This window comes from Caulobacter sp. GW821-FHT09B11 (assembly GCF_059418205.1).
Genome location: NZ_JBWKPK010000012.1, coordinates 1 through 16,006 on the forward strand (window position 1 = coordinate 1; position 16,006 = coordinate 16,006).

Sequence of the window (16,006 nt, forward strand, 5' to 3'; positions counted from 1 at the left end):
GGGGGAGTGATTGCGAAACAGGCCGATGTCTCGAAAGCTGAAACCGTCCCCCCACCGGCCTTCGGCCGCCTCCCCCACAGGGGGAGGTTCGCTGCTCCAGATCCTCCCCCTTCAGGGGGAGGGTCTTGGGCGGCCGGAGGGGGTCCGCGCCGCCCCGCACTTGAGCTCTGCCAATTCCCATGCCTACAGTAGGATAACGTCGTTCTCGAAGCGGCGATGTCCGTGGGAGGACGCCATGAACGCCTTGACCCCGATCGCCGCCGGGAGCGAGCCCGACTATGCCGGCCTGACGGTCACCCCCGCCGGGACGGTGCTGGGCGCCGAGATTTCCGGGCTCGACCTGACCAGGCCGCTGGAGCCCGAGATCGTCGCGGCGATCCGCGCGGCCCTGCTGCGCCACAAGGTGGTGTTCTTCCGCGACCAGGACATCAGCCACGAGGACCATGTCCGCTTCGGCCGCTATTTCGGCGACCTGGAGGGCCATCCGGTCACCGCCCACGTGCCGGGCTTTCCCGAGATCCTGCACATCGAGGCGGCCGACGGCATGAAGCTGCGCGAGGCCATCGTCCCGATCGTGCGGGCGGCCAACAAGTGGCACACCGACGTCACCTTCCGTCCCGCGCCGTCGATGGGCGGGGTGCTGCGCGCCCGCACCCTGCCGCCGGCGGGCGGCGACACCCTGTTCGCCGACACCGCCGCCATCTACGCCGACCTGCCGCAGCCGCTGAAGGACAGGCTGGCCGGCCTGCAGGCCGAGCACGACATCCTGCAGAGCTACGGCTACCGCATCGACGAGGCCAAGCGGCAGGAGCTGCGCGCGGCCTATCCGCCCCAAACCCATCCGGTGGTGCGCACCCATCCCGAGACCGGCCAGGCGCATCTCTTCGTCAACAAGGTCTTCACGACGCGGATCCTGGGCCTGCCCGAGGACGAGGCCGCCGCCCTGCTGGCCGAGCTGCTCGACCGGGTGAAGGCGCCCGAATACCAGGTCCGCTTCCGCTGGAGCGAGAACGCCATCGTCTTCTGGGACAACCGCGCCACCCAGCACTACGCCGTGCTCGACTACTGGCCGGTGGAGCGCGTCGTCGAGCGTGTGACGATCGAGGGCGACGTCCCATATTTCCAAGCCTGATCAGGGGCTTGAGACCATCTCGTTGGATCGCGAGGAGGGGGCTTCGTAAGCAGTTCCGTTACTTTCAGCCAACGGAACGGCCCCGATGTCCCAGCCCCGTCAACTCAAGCTCGGTTTCATCCTGCACGGGGTCGGCCCCGGCTGGGGCGACTGGCGTCACCCGGACGCCCACCCCGGCGCCAGCACCGACTTCTCGTTCTACAAGCGCCAGGCCCAGGTCGCCGAGGCCGGCAAGTTCGACTTCCTGTTCGTCGCCGACAGCGTCTACATCACCGAGAAGTCGAGCCCGCACTATCTTAACCGCTTCGAGCCGCTGACCATCCTGTCGGCCCTGGCCGGCGCCACCGACAACATCGGCCTCGTGGGCACCCTGACGGTCAGCTACAGCGAGCCGTTCAACGTCGCCCGCCAGTTCTCGTCGCTCGACCACATCAGCGGCGGCCGCGCCGGCTGGAACGTCGTCACCTCCTGGCTCGAAGGCAGCGCCGCCAACTACAGCCGCGAGAAGCACTACGCCCACGACGTCCGCTACCGCCTTGCCGGCGAGTATCTCGACGTCGTCCAGGGCCTGTGGGACAGCTGGGAAGACGACGCCCTGACCTTCGACAAGGCCGGCGGCGAGTTCTTCGATCCCAAGAAGCTCCATACCCTCGACCACAAGGGCGAGTTCTTCTCGGTGAAGGGCCCGCTGAACATCAGCCGCTCGCCCCAGGGCCAGCCGGTGATCTTCCAGGCCGGCGCATCGGAGGACGGCAAGGCCTTCGCCGCCAGGCGCGCCGACGCCATCTTCGTCTCGCACGAGGACCTCGACGCCGCCCAGGCCTATTACAAGGACATCAAGGCCCGCGCCGCCGGCTACGGCCGCGATCCCGACCAGTTGCACGTCCTGCCCGCCGCCCGCCCGGTGGTCGGCAAGACGGCGGAGGAGGCCGAGGCGCTCTACAAGGAGCTGACCGAGCTGGTTTCGCTCGACAACGCCCTGTCCATGCTGGCCCGGCCGTTCAACGAGTACGACTTCAGCCGGCACGATCCCGACGGCCCGTTCCCGCTGGAGGCCGCCGAGTTCGGGGCCAATTCCAACCAGAGCTCGGTCGCCCGCATCGTCGCCGCCGTGAAGGCCGACAACCTCACCCTGCGCGAGACGGCCCTGCGCTTCGCCACGCCGCGCGGCCATTTCGTCGGCGCGCCCGAACACGTCGCCGACAGCCTCCAGACCTGGTTCGAGGGCCGCGCCTCCGACGGCTTCGTGCTGTTCGAAAGCCTGCCGGGCCAGCTGGAGGCCTTCGTCGAACTGGTCGTGCCGATCCTCCAGGCGCGCGGCCTGTTCCGCACCGAATACGAAGGGACGACCTTCCGCGAGAGCCTGAGCATCGACGTTCCGGCCAACCGCTACGCCGCCACGCTGGCGGCCGCCGAATAGCGAGGCGAAAGCCGGGAGGGACCATCCGCCCCTCCCGGCAACTCGTCAGAAGCGGTAGCCGATCTCGACGCCGAAGGTGCGCGGCGGCTCGAAGGTGCCCAACACCGGCGTGGTCAGCAGCGGATTGCTGGTCACGGCCGTTGCGATCAGGGTCTCGTCGGTGAGGTTGCGGCCGTAGGCGGTCACCGTCCAGTCGCCGGCCGGACGGGTCCAGGTGACGAAGGCGTTCAGCTTGTTGTGGGCGTCCTGCGAGAGGACGTCGCGGTTGAACTGGTTGAAATAGACCTTGCCGACCCAGATCGACTCCGCCCGGAAGGTCCAGTCGCCGAGGCCCGTGGGCAGGCCGTACTGCACCGCCAGGGTCGCCGAATAGGGCGGGGCCTGGGCGATGCGGTTGCCCGACAGGTCTAGGACGCCGAGATAGCTGCGCGACGGATCCGAGGTTTGGAACTGCGTATATTCCGAATGCAGCAGCGCGCCGTTCAGGTCGATGCGCAGGTTCTGCGTCGCCAGCAGGCTCGACTCCAGCTCGATCCCGCGGATCTCCGCCTTGGCCGCGTTCTCGAAGAAGGTGCCGGTGGCCAGCACCTTCTGAACCTGCAGGTTGCTGTAGTCGTAGAAGAAGGCCGACAGGTTGGTGCGCAGGCGGCGGTCGAACCACTCGGCCTTCAGGCCCGCCTCGTAGTCCTTCAGCTTCTCGGGCTGGTAGGGGCTGGCGACGCTGCCGACCGAATAGCCGCCGCCCTTGAAGCCCTCGGCATAGGTCGCATAGGCCTTCACGTCCGGGGTGAAGGCGTATTCCAGCGTCACCCGCGGCGTCAGCGACGACCACGAATTGCGCTGCAGCTTGGTCGGCGTGGGGAACTGGTTGGGCGGCAGGCCCGGATAGTCCGTGACCAGATTGACCACCGAATATTCGTCCAGCGCCTTGCGGTCCTTGCTCCAGCGCAGGCCGACGATCAGCGACAGCCTGTCGCTCGCCCGCCAGGTCGCCTGGCCGAAGGCGGCGTAGGAGGTCGTCTTCTGCAGCCCGCCGAAGGCCGCGCCGATCGCCGGCGTCATCGCCCCGCCGACCAGGGCCCGCGACATCGGCGAGAAGCCGTTCACGCCGTTGATGTCTTCGGAGAAGTAGTAGGCGCCGACCAGCCAGTCGAACCGCTCGCCCTTGCCCGACAGCCGCAGCTCCTGGCTCAGCTGGCTGGAGATCTCGCGGTTGTAGAGGTTGGCCAGCAGCAGGGTGGTGTTGTCGGCGTCGCTGAGGAACTGGGTCTTGCTCTCGCGATATCCGGTCACCGACGACAGGGTCGCCGGCCCCAGCGTCCAGTCCAGCTGGTTGCCGAAGCCCCAGACCTTGCGGCGGTTATGGGTGTCGGTGTCGTTGTTGGTGTCGCGGGCGTTGGGCGCTGTCGTGCCACCCAGGCGGAAGGCCAGCGGCGCCAGCGTCGGATTGCCCTGGGCCAGGTAGTGGTAGTGATAGTTGGCGTCGTCGGCCGTGTAGTAGTCGAGCGAGGCCACGTTCCTGAAGTCGTCGCTGGGCTCGATCAGCAGCTTCACCCGCGCCGCGGCGGTGTGCTCGTCGTCGACGTCGTTGCCGGTGTGGATGTTGCGGCCGTAGCCGTCGCGGTCGACCTTCTGTACGGCCAGCCTAAGGCTGACGGCGTCGCTCAGCGGCGCGCTGACCGCGCCCTCGGCCCGCACCAGATTGTAACTGCCGAGCGCCACGCGGGCGTAGCCGCCGAAGTCCTTCTCCGGATCCTGGGTGATGACGTTCACCGCCCCGCCGGTGGCGTTGCGGCCGTAAAGCGTGCCCTGCGGCCCGCGCACCACCTCCACCCGCGCCACGTCGAAGAAGGTGCCCAGCGCGATGGTCGGGCGGCTGAGATAGACCCCGTCCAGGTGGTAGGCGACACGCCCCTCGCTGCCCGGCGTGGTGGTGTCCAGGCCCACGCCCCGGATGGCGATGCGGGCGATGCCGACGGCCCGGCCGAAACTGACGTTGGGGATCGACGAGGCCAGGGCCTCGATGCTGTTGATCTGGCGTTTTTGCAGGTCCGCCGCGCCGATGGCCGAGACCGCCAGCGGCGCGTCCTGGATGGCGACCTCCGAGCGTTCGGCCGTGACGATGATGTCGTCCAGCTGGACGGGCTGTTCGTCGGCCGGCTTGGCCTTCTGGGAAGTCTGGGCCATCAGCGGGCTGGCCGACATGAGGGCGAGGGCGGTCGTCGAGGCGAGCAGCAGCGCTCGCCCCTGGCCGGTGCAGGGTCGCATTTCGATTGTTCCTCCCGATGGCGCCGTCGCTCCGGCGCTCCTTGGGCTTCGGTCCAGCCTGTCCGAGGGGCGGCATGGCGAGCCTGCGGCGACGCTAACTCGACGCACGGCGTTCTGTGAAAGCCGTGGGGAGGATACCTGCTATCGGCGGGGCCAAACGAAGACGGCGGCGGCCCCGCCAGGGACCGCCGCCGCTAATCGTTGTACTGGAAAGCCCGATCAGGGTTTCAAGGTCAGCCGATAGGTCGCCATGCCTTCCTCGAAGATGTAGCCGTCGATGGTCTCGACCCACCAGACGAGGTCGACCATCGGCTTGCCGTCCTTGACGTACTTGCCGACCACTTCGGACTTCACGATCGCCACGTCCTGGGTCAGGCCGTGGGTGTTGACGTAACGGCCCTTCATCGACGGCACGCGGTCCAGAAAGTGCTCGGCCAGCGGGTCGGAGGGGACGGGGTCGCCGACATCGGCCATGCCGCGCGGGTCCATGATGGTCCAGCGGATGTTCTCCAGCCACGCTCGGTCGCCGGCCCAGTTGGTCAGCGTCCGGATGGCCAAGTCCCGGCCCAGATAGTTGACCAGCGGCGCGCGCTTGGCGCCTTCCTTGTGGATGTTGGTGGTGTCGATGCCCCCGTCAAGCGTCGGCGCGCCGGGGATCACCGGGCTGGGCGGCGGGACGGGCACGTAGTCGGCGCGGCTCGGCAGGCGCCAGATGCCGTCCTTCTCGCCCCGGATCAGGCCCTTGGCGAGCTTGGGATCCATGATCTCGCGCTTGAGGGTGCGGCTGCCGCCCGCGCCCATGCCCCAAGGCGGGATCGGCGCGACCGACACCTCGATCGGCCCGTCCAGCGTCCAGGCCGGCTTGTCGCCCACCTTGACGTCGTCCCAGTACAGCGGCTCGGCGCCCCGGCGGGTCTCCCTGGACCAGACGTCCTTGATGAAGGCCCAGTCCTGGTCGGTGTAGACGTGGGCCGGCCGCCTGAACCAGTCCGGGGCCTGCCAGATCACCGGGAACGAGCGGTCCTTCGGCTCCTTGCCGGGCTTGGCCACTTTCACGTTCTCGGTGACGCGGAAGATCACGTCGCTGACCTTGACGCCCTTCTGGTTGAAGACCTCGCCCTTGGTCTGGATGACGATGTTGCGGGTGATCGAGCCCTGCGGCGGCGTCAGGTCCAGCACCGTCCGCTCGTTCATCACGAGATACAGCGTGTCGCCCGGATAGATCGGGGCCAGGTTGGTGACGCTGTGGTTCAGCTCGCTGACCAGCAGCTTGTCGCGCGCTCCGGGCGGCCACGGCGCCATGTAGCTGTCGTCGTGCGCGCCGAAGGTCGGATAGGCCAGGATGTCCTCGTAGCCCAGCGAGCGCGCATAGGCCGCGTCGTTGCGCAGTGGGCTGTCGGGATCGTACTTCTTGTTGTTGTAGCGGACCCAGTCCTCGCTGACCTTGATCACGGGGCCCAGGCCCGGCGTGTCCTTGGGCAGGGTCCCGGCGACCAGCGCCTTGACGTCGATCGGACCGCGATCCTTCAGGGCCTGGTTGTCGGCGAAGTACCTGGCGACCAGCGTGGCCTCGCGGTCGGTATAGACCCCCGGATGCAGCAGTCTGTAGTCGTCGGCGGTCAGCTGTGCGGCGGGCGGGGCGTCGATCCTCGCCAGCGCCGCGACGGGCGCCGTCGAGATCGCCAGCAGGGCCGCCCCGGCCAGCAGAACATGGGTCAGCGCACGCGGAAAGCGGGCGAGCGAAGCGGAAGCCATCCTGGTGTTTCCCCTCTTGTCGTTGTCAGGCTGCGGCGAACCTGTGCGAAGGGAGCGGGCGCGGGCAAAGCCATTTGGCCGATAGCTCGCCGCCGCGCGGCTGATCGCTGTTACGGCGCGGCAAAGGGTATCGGCCGCATCGATAGCTGAAATCCGTTCTTTCGATTTGGGCGATGGAGGGGGTATCGATAGCGTCGATACCAAAGCTGGCGTCAGACCGGCTTAGGGAGGATACAATGATGGCGCAGTTCTTCTGGCGCGCCCTGGCCCTGCTGGCCGCGCCGGTTCCCGCGACGGACACCGCGTCCGTTTCCGCGATGATCTATCCGATCGCCTACGACCACTGGTTCGTGCCGGTGCGTTTCGAGCTCAGCGACGACGAGGCGGCCTGATGCGTTTCGAGCGGCTCGATCTCAACCTTCTCGTGGCCCTGGACGCCCTGCTGGACGAGCGCAACGTCTCGGCCGCGGCCGAGCGCCTGTGCCTCTCGCAGTCGGCGATGAGCGGTGCGCTGGGCCGCCTGCGCGACTTCTTCGAGGACGAACTGCTGGTCAACACCGGCCGCAAGATGGTGCTGACCCCGCGCGGCGAGGCCCTGGCCGAGCCGGTGCGCGGCGTGCTGCTGCAGATCAAGTCGACCATCACCACCAAGCCGAGCTTCGATCCGGCCACCTCCGACCGCAAGTTCACGGTCACGGCCTCGGACTACGCCCTGGCGGTGATGCTGTCGGGGGCCTTGCAGTCCATCTCGCAACTGGCGCCTGACATCACCGTCGAGCTCGTCCAGCTCGACGACCGGCCGGGCGAGCATCTCGAGCGTCGCGAGATCGATCTCCTGATCACCCTCGACCACGCCTTGAGCGAGAACCATCCCAAGGCCCGGTTCTTCGAGGACGACTATGTGGTGGTCGCCTGGAACGGCAACACCGAGATCAAGGACAAGCTGGACCGCACGCTCTATTTCGGCCTGGGCCACGTGTCGGTGCAGTTCGGCAAGGCCCGCCTGCCGGCCTTCGAGGAATACTTCCTCCAGACCCAGCAGGTGCGCCGCCGGATCGAGATCGTCGCGCCGTCGTTCACCGCCGTGCCGGGCCTGGTGATCGGCACCAACCGCATCGCCACCGTGCAGCGGCGCCTGGCCGAGCAGGCCGCCAAGCACCTGCCTCTGGTGATCCACGAGTCGCCGGTCGACATCCCGCCCATCCGCCAGTCGATCCAGTGGCACCGGTCCAGCAGCCAGGACCTGGCCCTGCGCTGGCTGATCGATCAGCTCAAGCGCCACGCCGGCCACCCGTCGCTGGAGCGTCCGGTCGTGCAGCCGGTCGAGAGCGAGATCGCCGGCGCCTGAGCCGTCGATAGGACCTATCCGTACAAACGCCGAGCCGTCCCAGACGGTGCGCCTATGCTCGCGCCGTCCGCGGCCTCGCGCCCAAGCTTCAGGAGTTCGCCTTGCGTCCCGACAACCCTCTTCGCGACTGGCGCGTCGATCGCGCCGCCATCGGCTTCGTCGGCCAGGACCTGCAACGGCCCGAGTGCATCCTGGCCGAACGCGACGGAACCCTGTGGTCGGCCGACGCCCGGGGCGGGGTGGTCCGCATCGACAAGGACGGCGGCCAGACCATCGTCTCCCAGGCGCAGCCGGAAGAGCTGGGCGGCGGCTCGTTCGAGGATCGCTTCGTCAACACCCAGGGCTCGCTGCCCAACGGCCTGGCCTTCGACACCAACGGCGACTTCCTGATCGCCAACTTCGGGACCGACCGCCTGGAGCGCATGACCCGCGACGGCAGGAGCAGCGTCATCCTCGACAACATCGAGGGCCGGCCGCTGGGCAAGGCCAACTTCGTCACCCGCGACAGCAAGGGCCGGCTGTGGCTGACGGTGACGACCCAGATGGTGCCCTGGACCCGCCACGTCGAGACCATGAGCACCGACGGCTACATCGCCCTGATCGACGAGCGCGGCGTGCGCATCGTCGCCGACGGCCTGTGCGGGACCAACGAGCTGCGCTTCGATCCGAAGGAGGAATGGCTCTATGTCGCCGAGACCACGGCGCGGAAGATCACCCGCTTCAAGGTCGAGGCCGACGGCGAACTGAGCCATCGCGAGACCTTCGGCCCCAGCAATGTCGGCGGCTTCTGCGACGGCGTCGCCTTCGACGCCTACGGCAATCTCTGGAGCACCCTGATCATGGCCGACCGCCTGATCGCCATCACGCCGGAGGGCGACCTCGTCACCCTGCTGGACGACGGCGACCCGGCGGGCACGGCGGCGCTCGACAAGGCCTGGGAGGAGGGGCGGGTGACGCCAGAGCTGATGGCCGGCGCGACCGGGACCCTGGCTCCCTGGATGGCCAGCCTGACCTTCGGCGGTCACGACCTGAAGACGGTCTATCTGGGATCCCTGCGCGGCTCGACCATCCCGTTCTTCCGCAGCCCGGTCGCGGGCCAGCCGCTGGTCTACTGGTGAGGACGGCATGAGAGCGATCATCACCGGGGCCGGCGGCTTCGTCGGCCAGGAACTCGTCAGGCAACTTCGGGCCCAGGGCCGTTTCGACCGTCTCGTCCTGCTCGACGCGCGCCTGCCGGCTGACCTGGCCGGACCCGACGTCGATCTGGTCGAGGGCGACCTTTCCGACCCGTCCATCCGGGCGCGGGCGACGGGGCAGGGGGCGGACGTCCTCTTCCACCTGGCCGGGGTCATGGGCGGCACGGCCGAGCAGGATCCGGCGCTGTCGCGGCGGATCAATCTCGACGCCACGCTCGACCTGATCGAGGCCGTGGCGGCCCATGGCAATGCGCCGCGCGTGGTCTTCACCAGCACCATCGCCGTGTTCGGCGCGCCCTTGCCCGACCACGTCGACGACGATACTCCGCTGTCGCCTGCCATGACCTACGGCGCCCACAAGCTGATGGTCGAGATCGCCCTGGCCGACCTCACCCGGCGCGGGACGCTCGACGCGGTCAGCGTGCGGCTGCCGGGGATCCTGGCCCGACCGCTCGGCCCCAGCGGCATGAAGTCGGCCTTCATGAGCGAGGTGTTCCACGCCCTGGCGGCGGGACAGCCGTTCACGGTTCCGGTGTCGCGCGAAGCGACGATCTGGGCGATGTCGGTCGAGCGCTGCGCGGCCAACCTCGTCCACGCCGCCGGCCTGGACGGCGCGACCATGCCGACCTCCCGGGCGGTGACCTTGCCGGCCCTGCGCCTGGTGTTCGGCGAGATGGTCGACGCCATCGTCGCCCGCACCGGGGCCGATCCGGCGCTGGTGACCTACGCTCCCGACGCGCCGCTGGAGGCCCAGTTCGGCCGCCTGCCGCCGCTGACCGCCGCCGCCGCCCAGGCGGCCGGCTTCGCCCACGACGGATCCACTGACGCCTTCGTCGCCGCCGCCCTGCGCGGAATCGGCGCGTCGTGAGCCCGATGGAGGCCCGCATCGCGATCCAGGCCGCCTTCGCGCCTCTGCCCGGCCAGGAAGCCGCGGTCGAGACCGTGCTGCGGCGCATGGTCGGCTTCACCCGCGTCGAGCCGGGCTGCCGCCGCTATGACCTCTTCCGCACCGAGACCGGCTTCCTGCTGCACGAGGTCTATGACGACCAGGCGGCGCTGGAGGCCCATCGCGCCGCCGGCTACTTCGCCGACTACCGCCGCGACATCGTCCCGCTGCTGGCCTGGCCGATCACGGTGACCGCCCTGGCGCCGCTCGAGGTCGCGCTGGAAGGCGGGCTGTTCGGCGGCTGAGCGCAACAGTTCCGCATCCCCCGGACTGGCCTGCTTCCGGCGACGGAGCAGGCCTTTTTCTTGTCCCGGCGACCACGCGTCCCGAGGCCCCGACGCGCGCGATACCTCCAATCCGAACAATGGATTTCTCGGGCTTGGCGGCGGGTGGTCTGCTGGCGGGGAGAACGAGGACCAGCGGGGAGGGCGGCAGGGCGCGGGAGCGCCGCGCCCGGAGCCGTTCACGGAGTAGGGCATGGCGATTCTGGGTGTCGAGAGCGCGATCTTCGGCGTGGACGATCTGGAGCTCTGTACGCGGTTCTGGACCGATTTCGGCCTGACGCCGGTGTCGCTGAGCCAGGACCAGAGCGTGTTCGAGGTGGCCAGCGGCTCGAAGATCGTGGTCCGCCGCCGCGGCGATCCGCGCTCGCCGGCGACCTATGCCGGCAAGGTCGGCATGCAGGAGACCATCTGGGGCGTCGATACCCAGGAGTCCTTCGACGCCCTGGTCGCCGACCTGTCGCGCGACCGCGAGATCAGCTTCGACGCCGACGGCGCGGCCCACCTCTTCTGCGACGACGGCATGCCGATCGGCCTGAAGGTCTGGAACAAGCGCCAGGTCGTCTCGCAGCCCGACCCGGTCAACGCGCCGGGGAACATCCAGCGCCTCAATCTGCACCGCAAATGGCGCCGGCGCTGCCTGCCCAAGACCATCAACCACGTGGTCTTCTTCGTGCACGACTACGTCGCCAGCCTGGAGTTCTTCATCGAGCGGCTGGGCTTTCGCTACACCGACCACTCGCGCGGGGCCGGGGCCTTCGCCCGCGCCGACGGGACCCACGAGCACCACAGCATCTTCTTCGTCTCGACGGCCCTGCCGGTGGCCCCCGACGATCCTGGCTTCATGCACATCGCCTTCGGCATCGAGGACATCGACGAGCTGATGCTGGGCGTCAACCAGATGCAGCAGAAGGGCTGGACCAACACCAGCCAGAACAGTTCCGGCGGCCTGTCGCGCCACCGCATCTCGTCGGCCATCTACTACTATTTCGACAATCCCGGCGGCGGCGAGGCCGAGTACCACGTCGACACCGATTACCTAGACGACAACTGGGTTCCGCGCGTCTGGGACTGGAAGTTCGGCTCGCTGCTGTGGGCCACCCGCACCCCCAGCTTCTGGGAGGGCGAGGTCGCCTGGGACATGCAGTTCGACCCCGACCGTCGATCGCTCGAGCCGTTCAGGCGCAGTGCGGACGGCGGCGACAAAAACGGAAATCTTCCGGACAAGCTCGACACGCTAACTGAGGAAGACGAGCACGCGATCTAACGACGTGCCGGCCAGAAGAACGACATAGCGAGGGAATTCCAGTTGACCACGTCTTCCGCCCCAGCCGCCCGGCGGGCCGGGCCCGTACAGGGCCTCAGCCTGCTGCTGCCCGTGACGCTTTCGGTGATGGGGGCGCTCCTGGTGGCGCCGATCATCCCGCAGCTGATGCAGGCCTTCGCCCATGTGCCGGGCATCGAGTTCCTGGCCCCGATGGTGGTCACCATGCCCTCGCTGTGCATCGCCCTGTTCTCGCCGCTGGCGGGGATGCTGGGCGACTCGGTGGGCCGCCGGCGGCTGCTGATCTGGTCGATGGCGATCTACGCCGCCTTCGGCGTCGCGCCGTTCTTCCTGCGCGACCTCTGGGCGATCCTGGCCACCCGCGTGGTGGTGGGGATCATGGAGGCCGTGGTCATGACCCTGTCGACCACCCTGATCGCCGACCTCTTTCGCGGCGAGACCCGCGACCGCTGGCTGGCCGCCCAGGCGGGCACGGCCTCGGTGTCGGCGGTGCTGTTCCTGATGATCGGCGGCGCGGCCGGCCGCTTCGGCTGGCACGGGCCGTTCCTGGTCTATCTGTTCCCGCTGGTGCTGATGGTCGGCGTGATCGCCTTCACCTGGGAGCCCTCGCAGCAGGAGGCCGCCGGCGAAGGGGAGGGCGAGGAGGCCCGGCGCCCGTCGCTCAGCTGGGCGGGCTTCCCGTGGAAGTTCATGCTCGGCGTCTGCGCCGTCACCCTGTTCGCCGCCACCATGTTCTACACCGTGCAGATCCAGCTCAGCACGGCGCTCTTCGCGCTGGGCGTGAAGGATCCGGCCCGCATCGGCCTGCTGACCGCCATCGCCAGCCTGGCCGTGCCGCTGGGCACCCTGTCGTTCTGGATCCTGTCGCCGCGCCTGCCGCTGCGGGGCCTGATGCTGCTGGAGTTCGCCCTGCTGGGCGTCGGCTTCATCCTGATGTCGCACGCCACCAACGAGACCACGTTCGTCGCCGCCTCGGCCCTCAACCAGATCGGCGGCGGCATGATCCTGCCGACCATGCTGACCTGGGCCACGCGAGGCCTTCCGTTCGCTGTGCGAGCGCGCGGCATGGGCGTGTGGCAATCGACCTTCGCCCTGGGGCAGTTTGTCTGCGGCCTCCTCGTGCCGCTGATCGGCAAGTCGGTGGGCGGCATCCTGCCGACCTTCCAGGTGATCGGGGCGGCCAGTCTCGTCGCCGCCGTCCTGACCCTGGTCGCCATGCTGGCCGTCAAGGGCGGCAAGCCGCAATCGATCGCTCGGGTTAGCCTCTGATGAGCCAGTTCAAGTACGGGTTCCACCATGGCGGGGTCAGCGTCCCCGACCTCGACGCCGCGATCGACTGGTACGACCGCATCCTCGGCTTCAAGCTGGAGCGGAAGTTCCCGATCCCGACCATCCCGGCCCAGGTGGCGATGATCGCCAATGGCGACCTGCGGATCGAACTCTTCGAGGTGCCGGGCGCCGCGCCCCTGCCCGAGGAGCGCCGCATCCCCGACCGCGACGTCCACACCCACGGCAACAAGCACGTGGCCTTCGTCGCCCAGGACGTGATGGCCCTGTCCGAGGAGCTGAAGCGGCGCGGGGCCGACATCGTCTGGGTCAAGGTCATGCCGCACGGCTCGGCCTGCTTCATCCGCGACCTGGCGGGCAACCTGATCGAGTTCGTGGACGGGCCGATCCCGCAAGGCGAGGCCGGCAGCCTCTAGACCGTCGCCTACCGTTGGTTTCGACGCCCGCCGGCCCCGCAGGGCTCGGCGGGCGTCGGCGCGTTCGCCCGCGCGCGACGCTCATCCGCCGCGCCGATGGCGACTATCCGAAGCAACGTTTTGTCGCCGAACGCCGTGCGACGTAGCCTTTGCTGACAAAGGGATCGGCCGTTTCGCACCGCGCGTCAGACGCGGGCGTCGGCCGCCAGGAAACGAGGGGAATGCAGATGCGAGTCAGCTTGCTGACGTCGGTCGCCATGCTCGCCGCGCTGAGCGCCGGCGCGGCCATGGCTCAGGACCAGAAGTCCGCCGACACGGTGGAATTGGGCGAGGTGGTCGTCACCGCCCAGCACAAGAACGAGACCATCCAGAAGGCGGCGCTGAACGTCACAGCGCTCGGGGCCGAGCAGCTGGAGCGCGCCTCCGTCGTCCAGGCCCAGGACCTCAACCGCGTGGCCCCCGGCATCCAGATCAGCCAGGGCGGCCCCTCGACCCAGATCTACATCCGCGGGGCCGGCACCTACGGCACCAACATGTACGCCGACCCGGCCGTGGCCTTCAACGTGGACGGCGTCTACATCGGCCGCCTGCCGGCCACCGAGGGGGTGTTCTACGACCTGGAGCGGGTAGAGGTGCTGAAAGGCCCGCAAGGCACCCTCTACGGCCGCAACGCCACCGGCGGCGCCGTCAACATCATCACCGCCAAGCCGAAGTTCGACTTCGGGGCCGGCGGCTCGCTCGAGGTCGGCGACTACAACCTGCGCCGCGCCGACGCCTATCTGAACGTGCCGGTCAGCGACACCTTCGCCCTGCGCATCGCCGGTCAGAGCGTGCGCCGCGACGGCTACCTGTCGGATGGCTACGACGACGCCAATGTCGATGCGGTCCGCGTGAAGGGCCTGTGGGCGCCGACCGACGACGTCTCGCTGCTGCTGGGCGCCAGCTACGCCCAGATCGGCGGCAAGGGGCCGGGCGCCGTGCCCGTGCCGCTGGTCGATCCCGACAATCCCTGGACCGGCCCCAGCACGGCGGCGGCCAACGCCTACCTGCTGTCCAACACCGGCCCGCCCTCGGCCCTGATCGCCTCGATCGGCTCTGACGGCTATGTGAACAACAAGTTCTACGCCTTCGGCGGCGAGCTGAACTGGCGTCTGGGCTTCGCCGACCTGACGGTGATCGCCAACCAGACCCGCCAGGACGCCGACTACGTCACCTATCGCCCCGGCTTCTACTTCTCGCCCAACGACCACCAGATCCAGCGCTCGCTGGAAGCCCGGCTGTCGGGCGAGGCGGGCAAGCTGAAGTGGGTGACCGGTCTCTACGCCTACAAGGAAGACCAGCGCACCGACTTTACGGTCAACCAGGGCGCCTTCAACAAGAACCGCGTCGTGCTCGACAGCCTGACTAACGCCTCCTACGCCGCCTTCGGCCAAGGGACCTACAGCGTCACCGACGCCTTCCGCCTGACCGCCGGCCTGCGCTACACGCAAGAGACCAAGACCCAGCACGGCACGCTGGCGGTGGGCGGGGTGTCCAGCTCCAGCGTCGCCAATTCCACCTACTGCTCGGCGACCAACCAGGGCACGTTCTCGACGACCTATGTCTACGAGGGCGACACCACGGCGACCGACACCTGCATCTTCCCGGTGGCCGGCGACAAGACCTGGCGCTCGACCGACTGGAAGCTGGGCTTCGAATACGATGTCGCCAGGGACTCGCTGCTCTACGGCTCGGTCAGCACGGCCACCAAGGCCGGCGGCTTCTGGGCCGCCCTGGCGCCCAACACCTACGAGCCCGAGAAGCTGACGGCCTACGCCCTGGGCTCCAAGAACCGGTTCCTGGATCGCCGCCTGCAGGTCAACGCCGAGGTCTTCTACTGGGACTACAAGGACCACCAGGAAAGCCACCTGGGCCCGATCGTCAATCCGCCCGCCGGTTTCACCAACATCACCGAGAACTCCGGCAAGGCCGAGATCTACGGCGTCGATCTGGACACCCAGTTCAAGCTGACCGCTCGCGACCTGCTGACTGCCAACGTCCAGTACCTGCACGCGACCTATAAGGAGTTCAGCTACACCCGCTCGGCCTCGCTGCCGGCGGCGATCACCAGCTGCGCCACCACCACCCAGACCTCGGGCGACTACACGCTGGACTGTTCGGGCAAGCGCATGCCGCGCACGCCCGAATGGCTGGTCAACCTGGGCTACGAGCACCGCTTCGACCTGCCCAACGGCGGCTCGATCACGCCCTCGGCCCACACCACCTGGTCGGCGGCCTACTGGCTGGCGATCGACTACGTGCCCAACGAGCGCCAGCCGTCCTACTGGATGCACGACCTCGACGTCACCTACGCCGCGCCCGGCGGCAAGTGGTCGCTGGCCGCCTACGTCCACAACGTCGGCAACGAGGCCGTCTTCACCGACGCCTACCTCCAGCCCTTCACCACGGGAATTTCCTACAGCGTCCTGCGCGCCCCGCGCACCTGGGGCGTGCGGCTGTCGGCCAAGTACTGATCGCTCTCGATCGAACTTGCGGGGCGCGTCGCGTGGGGGCGGCGCGTCCCTTTTTCTTTGGCGCGGCAGCTATCGGCGCCGCCGATGGCGGCCATGGGCACAAGCGCTTTTTCCGTTTCCGCGCGCCCCCTTAAGACCGCTGGACCCCACCAGGAGATC

At 68.5% G+C, this 16,006-nt stretch carries 13 protein-coding genes; 11 read left to right on the top strand and 2 right to left on the bottom strand.

What is annotated here, in order from left to right:
- Positions 1-235: 235 nt before the first annotated feature.
- Both AC07N1_RS10840 and AC07N1_RS10845 read left to right on the top strand, forming a co-directional pair.
- Positions 236-1,132, top strand: a complete 897-nt coding sequence (locus tag AC07N1_RS10840; RefSeq protein ID WP_494671812.1) for a TauD/TfdA dioxygenase family protein — start codon at positions 236-238, stop codon at positions 1,130-1,132.
- A gap of 85 nt (positions 1,133-1,217) precedes the next feature.
- Positions 1,218-2,552 carry an LLM class flavin-dependent oxidoreductase gene (locus tag AC07N1_RS10845; RefSeq protein ID WP_494671813.1) on the top strand — a complete coding sequence of 445 codons (1,335 nt, stop codon included), beginning with the start codon at positions 1,218-1,220 and terminating at the stop codon, positions 2,550-2,552.
- A gap of 45 nt (positions 2,553-2,597) precedes the next feature.
- On the opposite strand, the gene AC07N1_RS10850 is transcribed toward AC07N1_RS10845, so the two are convergent.
- Together AC07N1_RS10850 and AC07N1_RS10855 are read right to left on the bottom strand one after the other, a co-directional pair.
- Positions 2,598-4,820, bottom strand: a complete 2,223-nt coding sequence (locus AC07N1_RS10850) for a TonB-dependent receptor (protein ID WP_494671814.1) — start codon at positions 4,818-4,820, stop codon at positions 2,598-2,600.
- Positions 4,821-5,039: 219 nt separating this feature from the next.
- Positions 5,040-6,575, bottom strand: coding sequence for a hypothetical protein (locus AC07N1_RS10855; protein ID WP_494671815.1), 1,536 nt, complete (start codon positions 6,573-6,575; stop codon positions 5,040-5,042).
- A 239-nt stretch (positions 6,576-6,814) separates the two neighbouring features.
- On the opposite strand from AC07N1_RS10855, the gene AC07N1_RS10860 reads away from it, so the two are divergent.
- The 9 genes from AC07N1_RS10860 (at position 6,815) to AC07N1_RS10900 (ending at position 15,847) form a co-directional block, all read left to right on the top strand.
- On the top strand, positions 6,815-6,967 hold the full coding sequence (locus AC07N1_RS10860; protein ID WP_494671816.1) for a hypothetical protein: 153 nt from the start codon (positions 6,815-6,817) through the stop codon (positions 6,965-6,967).
- Positions 6,967-7,923, top strand: a complete 957-nt coding sequence (locus AC07N1_RS10865) for a LysR family transcriptional regulator (RefSeq protein ID WP_494671817.1) — start codon at positions 6,967-6,969, stop codon at positions 7,921-7,923. Before AC07N1_RS10860 ends, AC07N1_RS10865 begins: the two co-directional genes overlap by 1 nt.
- A 101-nt stretch (positions 7,924-8,024) precedes the next feature.
- Complete coding sequence (locus AC07N1_RS10870; protein WP_494671818.1) at positions 8,025-9,041, top strand: SMP-30/gluconolactonase/LRE family protein; 1,017 nt, start codon at positions 8,025-8,027, stop codon at positions 9,039-9,041.
- A 7-nt stretch (positions 9,042-9,048) separates the two neighbouring features.
- On the top strand, positions 9,049-9,987 hold the full coding sequence (locus AC07N1_RS10875; RefSeq protein ID WP_494671819.1) for an NAD-dependent epimerase/dehydratase family protein: 939 nt from the start codon (positions 9,049-9,051) through the stop codon (positions 9,985-9,987).
- Between the two features lie 5 nt (positions 9,988-9,992).
- Positions 9,993-10,310: a putative quinol monooxygenase gene (locus tag AC07N1_RS10880; RefSeq protein WP_494671916.1), complete on the top strand. Its 318-nt coding sequence runs from the start codon at positions 9,993-9,995 to the stop codon at positions 10,308-10,310.
- Positions 10,311-10,542: 232 nt separating this feature from the next.
- Positions 10,543-11,613 carry a VOC family protein gene (locus AC07N1_RS10885; protein ID WP_494671820.1) on the top strand — a complete coding sequence of 357 codons (1,071 nt, stop codon included), beginning with the start codon at positions 10,543-10,545 and terminating at the stop codon, positions 11,611-11,613.
- Positions 11,614-11,655: 42 nt separating this feature from the next.
- Entirely contained in the window at positions 11,656-12,900 is a 1,245-nt protein-coding gene (locus AC07N1_RS10890; RefSeq protein WP_494671821.1) for an MFS transporter, read from the top strand.
- A complete protein-coding gene (locus AC07N1_RS10895; protein WP_494671822.1) occupies positions 12,900-13,334 on the top strand; it encodes a VOC family protein in 435 nt (144 codons plus the stop codon). Before AC07N1_RS10890 ends, AC07N1_RS10895 begins: the two co-directional genes overlap by 1 nt.
- Before the next feature lie 227 nt (positions 13,335-13,561).
- Positions 13,562-15,847 (top strand): TonB-dependent receptor, encoded by a 2,286-nt coding sequence (locus AC07N1_RS10900; RefSeq protein ID WP_494671823.1) that lies wholly within the window; start codon positions 13,562-13,564, stop codon positions 15,845-15,847.
- Positions 15,848-16,006 lie beyond the last annotated feature (159 nt).

What these genes read in the sequence shown, in the direction of transcription:
- AC07N1_RS10895 (WP_494671822.1), top strand. Translation starts at nt 12,900, where the DNA reads ATGAGCCAGTTCAAGTACGGGTTCCACCATGGCGGGGTCAGCGTCCCC.
- AC07N1_RS10875 (WP_494671819.1), top strand. Translation starts at nt 9,049, where the DNA reads ATGAGAGCGATCATCACCGGGGCCGGCGGCTTCGTCGGCCAGGAACTC.
- AC07N1_RS10885 (WP_494671820.1), top strand. Translation starts at nt 10,543, where the DNA reads ATGGCGATTCTGGGTGTCGAGAGCGCGATCTTCGGCGTGGACGATCTG.
- AC07N1_RS10850 (WP_494671814.1), bottom strand. Translation starts at nt 4,820, where the DNA reads ATGCGACCCTGCACCGGCCAGGGGCGAGCGCTGCTGCTCGCCTCGACG.
- AC07N1_RS10900 (WP_494671823.1), top strand. Translation starts at nt 13,562, where the DNA reads ATGCGAGTCAGCTTGCTGACGTCGGTCGCCATGCTCGCCGCGCTGAGC.
- AC07N1_RS10860 (WP_494671816.1), top strand. Translation starts at nt 6,815, where the DNA reads ATGGCGCAGTTCTTCTGGCGCGCCCTGGCCCTGCTGGCCGCGCCGGTT.
- AC07N1_RS10855 (WP_494671815.1), bottom strand. Translation starts at nt 6,575, where the DNA reads ATGGCTTCCGCTTCGCTCGCCCGCTTTCCGCGTGCGCTGACCCATGTT.
- AC07N1_RS10840 (WP_494671812.1), top strand. Translation starts at nt 236, where the DNA reads ATGAACGCCTTGACCCCGATCGCCGCCGGGAGCGAGCCCGACTATGCC.
- AC07N1_RS10880 (WP_494671916.1), top strand. Translation starts at nt 9,993, where the DNA reads ATGGAGGCCCGCATCGCGATCCAGGCCGCCTTCGCGCCTCTGCCCGGC.
- AC07N1_RS10865 (WP_494671817.1), top strand. Translation starts at nt 6,967, where the DNA reads ATGCGTTTCGAGCGGCTCGATCTCAACCTTCTCGTGGCCCTGGACGCC.
- AC07N1_RS10845 (WP_494671813.1), top strand. Translation starts at nt 1,218, where the DNA reads ATGTCCCAGCCCCGTCAACTCAAGCTCGGTTTCATCCTGCACGGGGTC.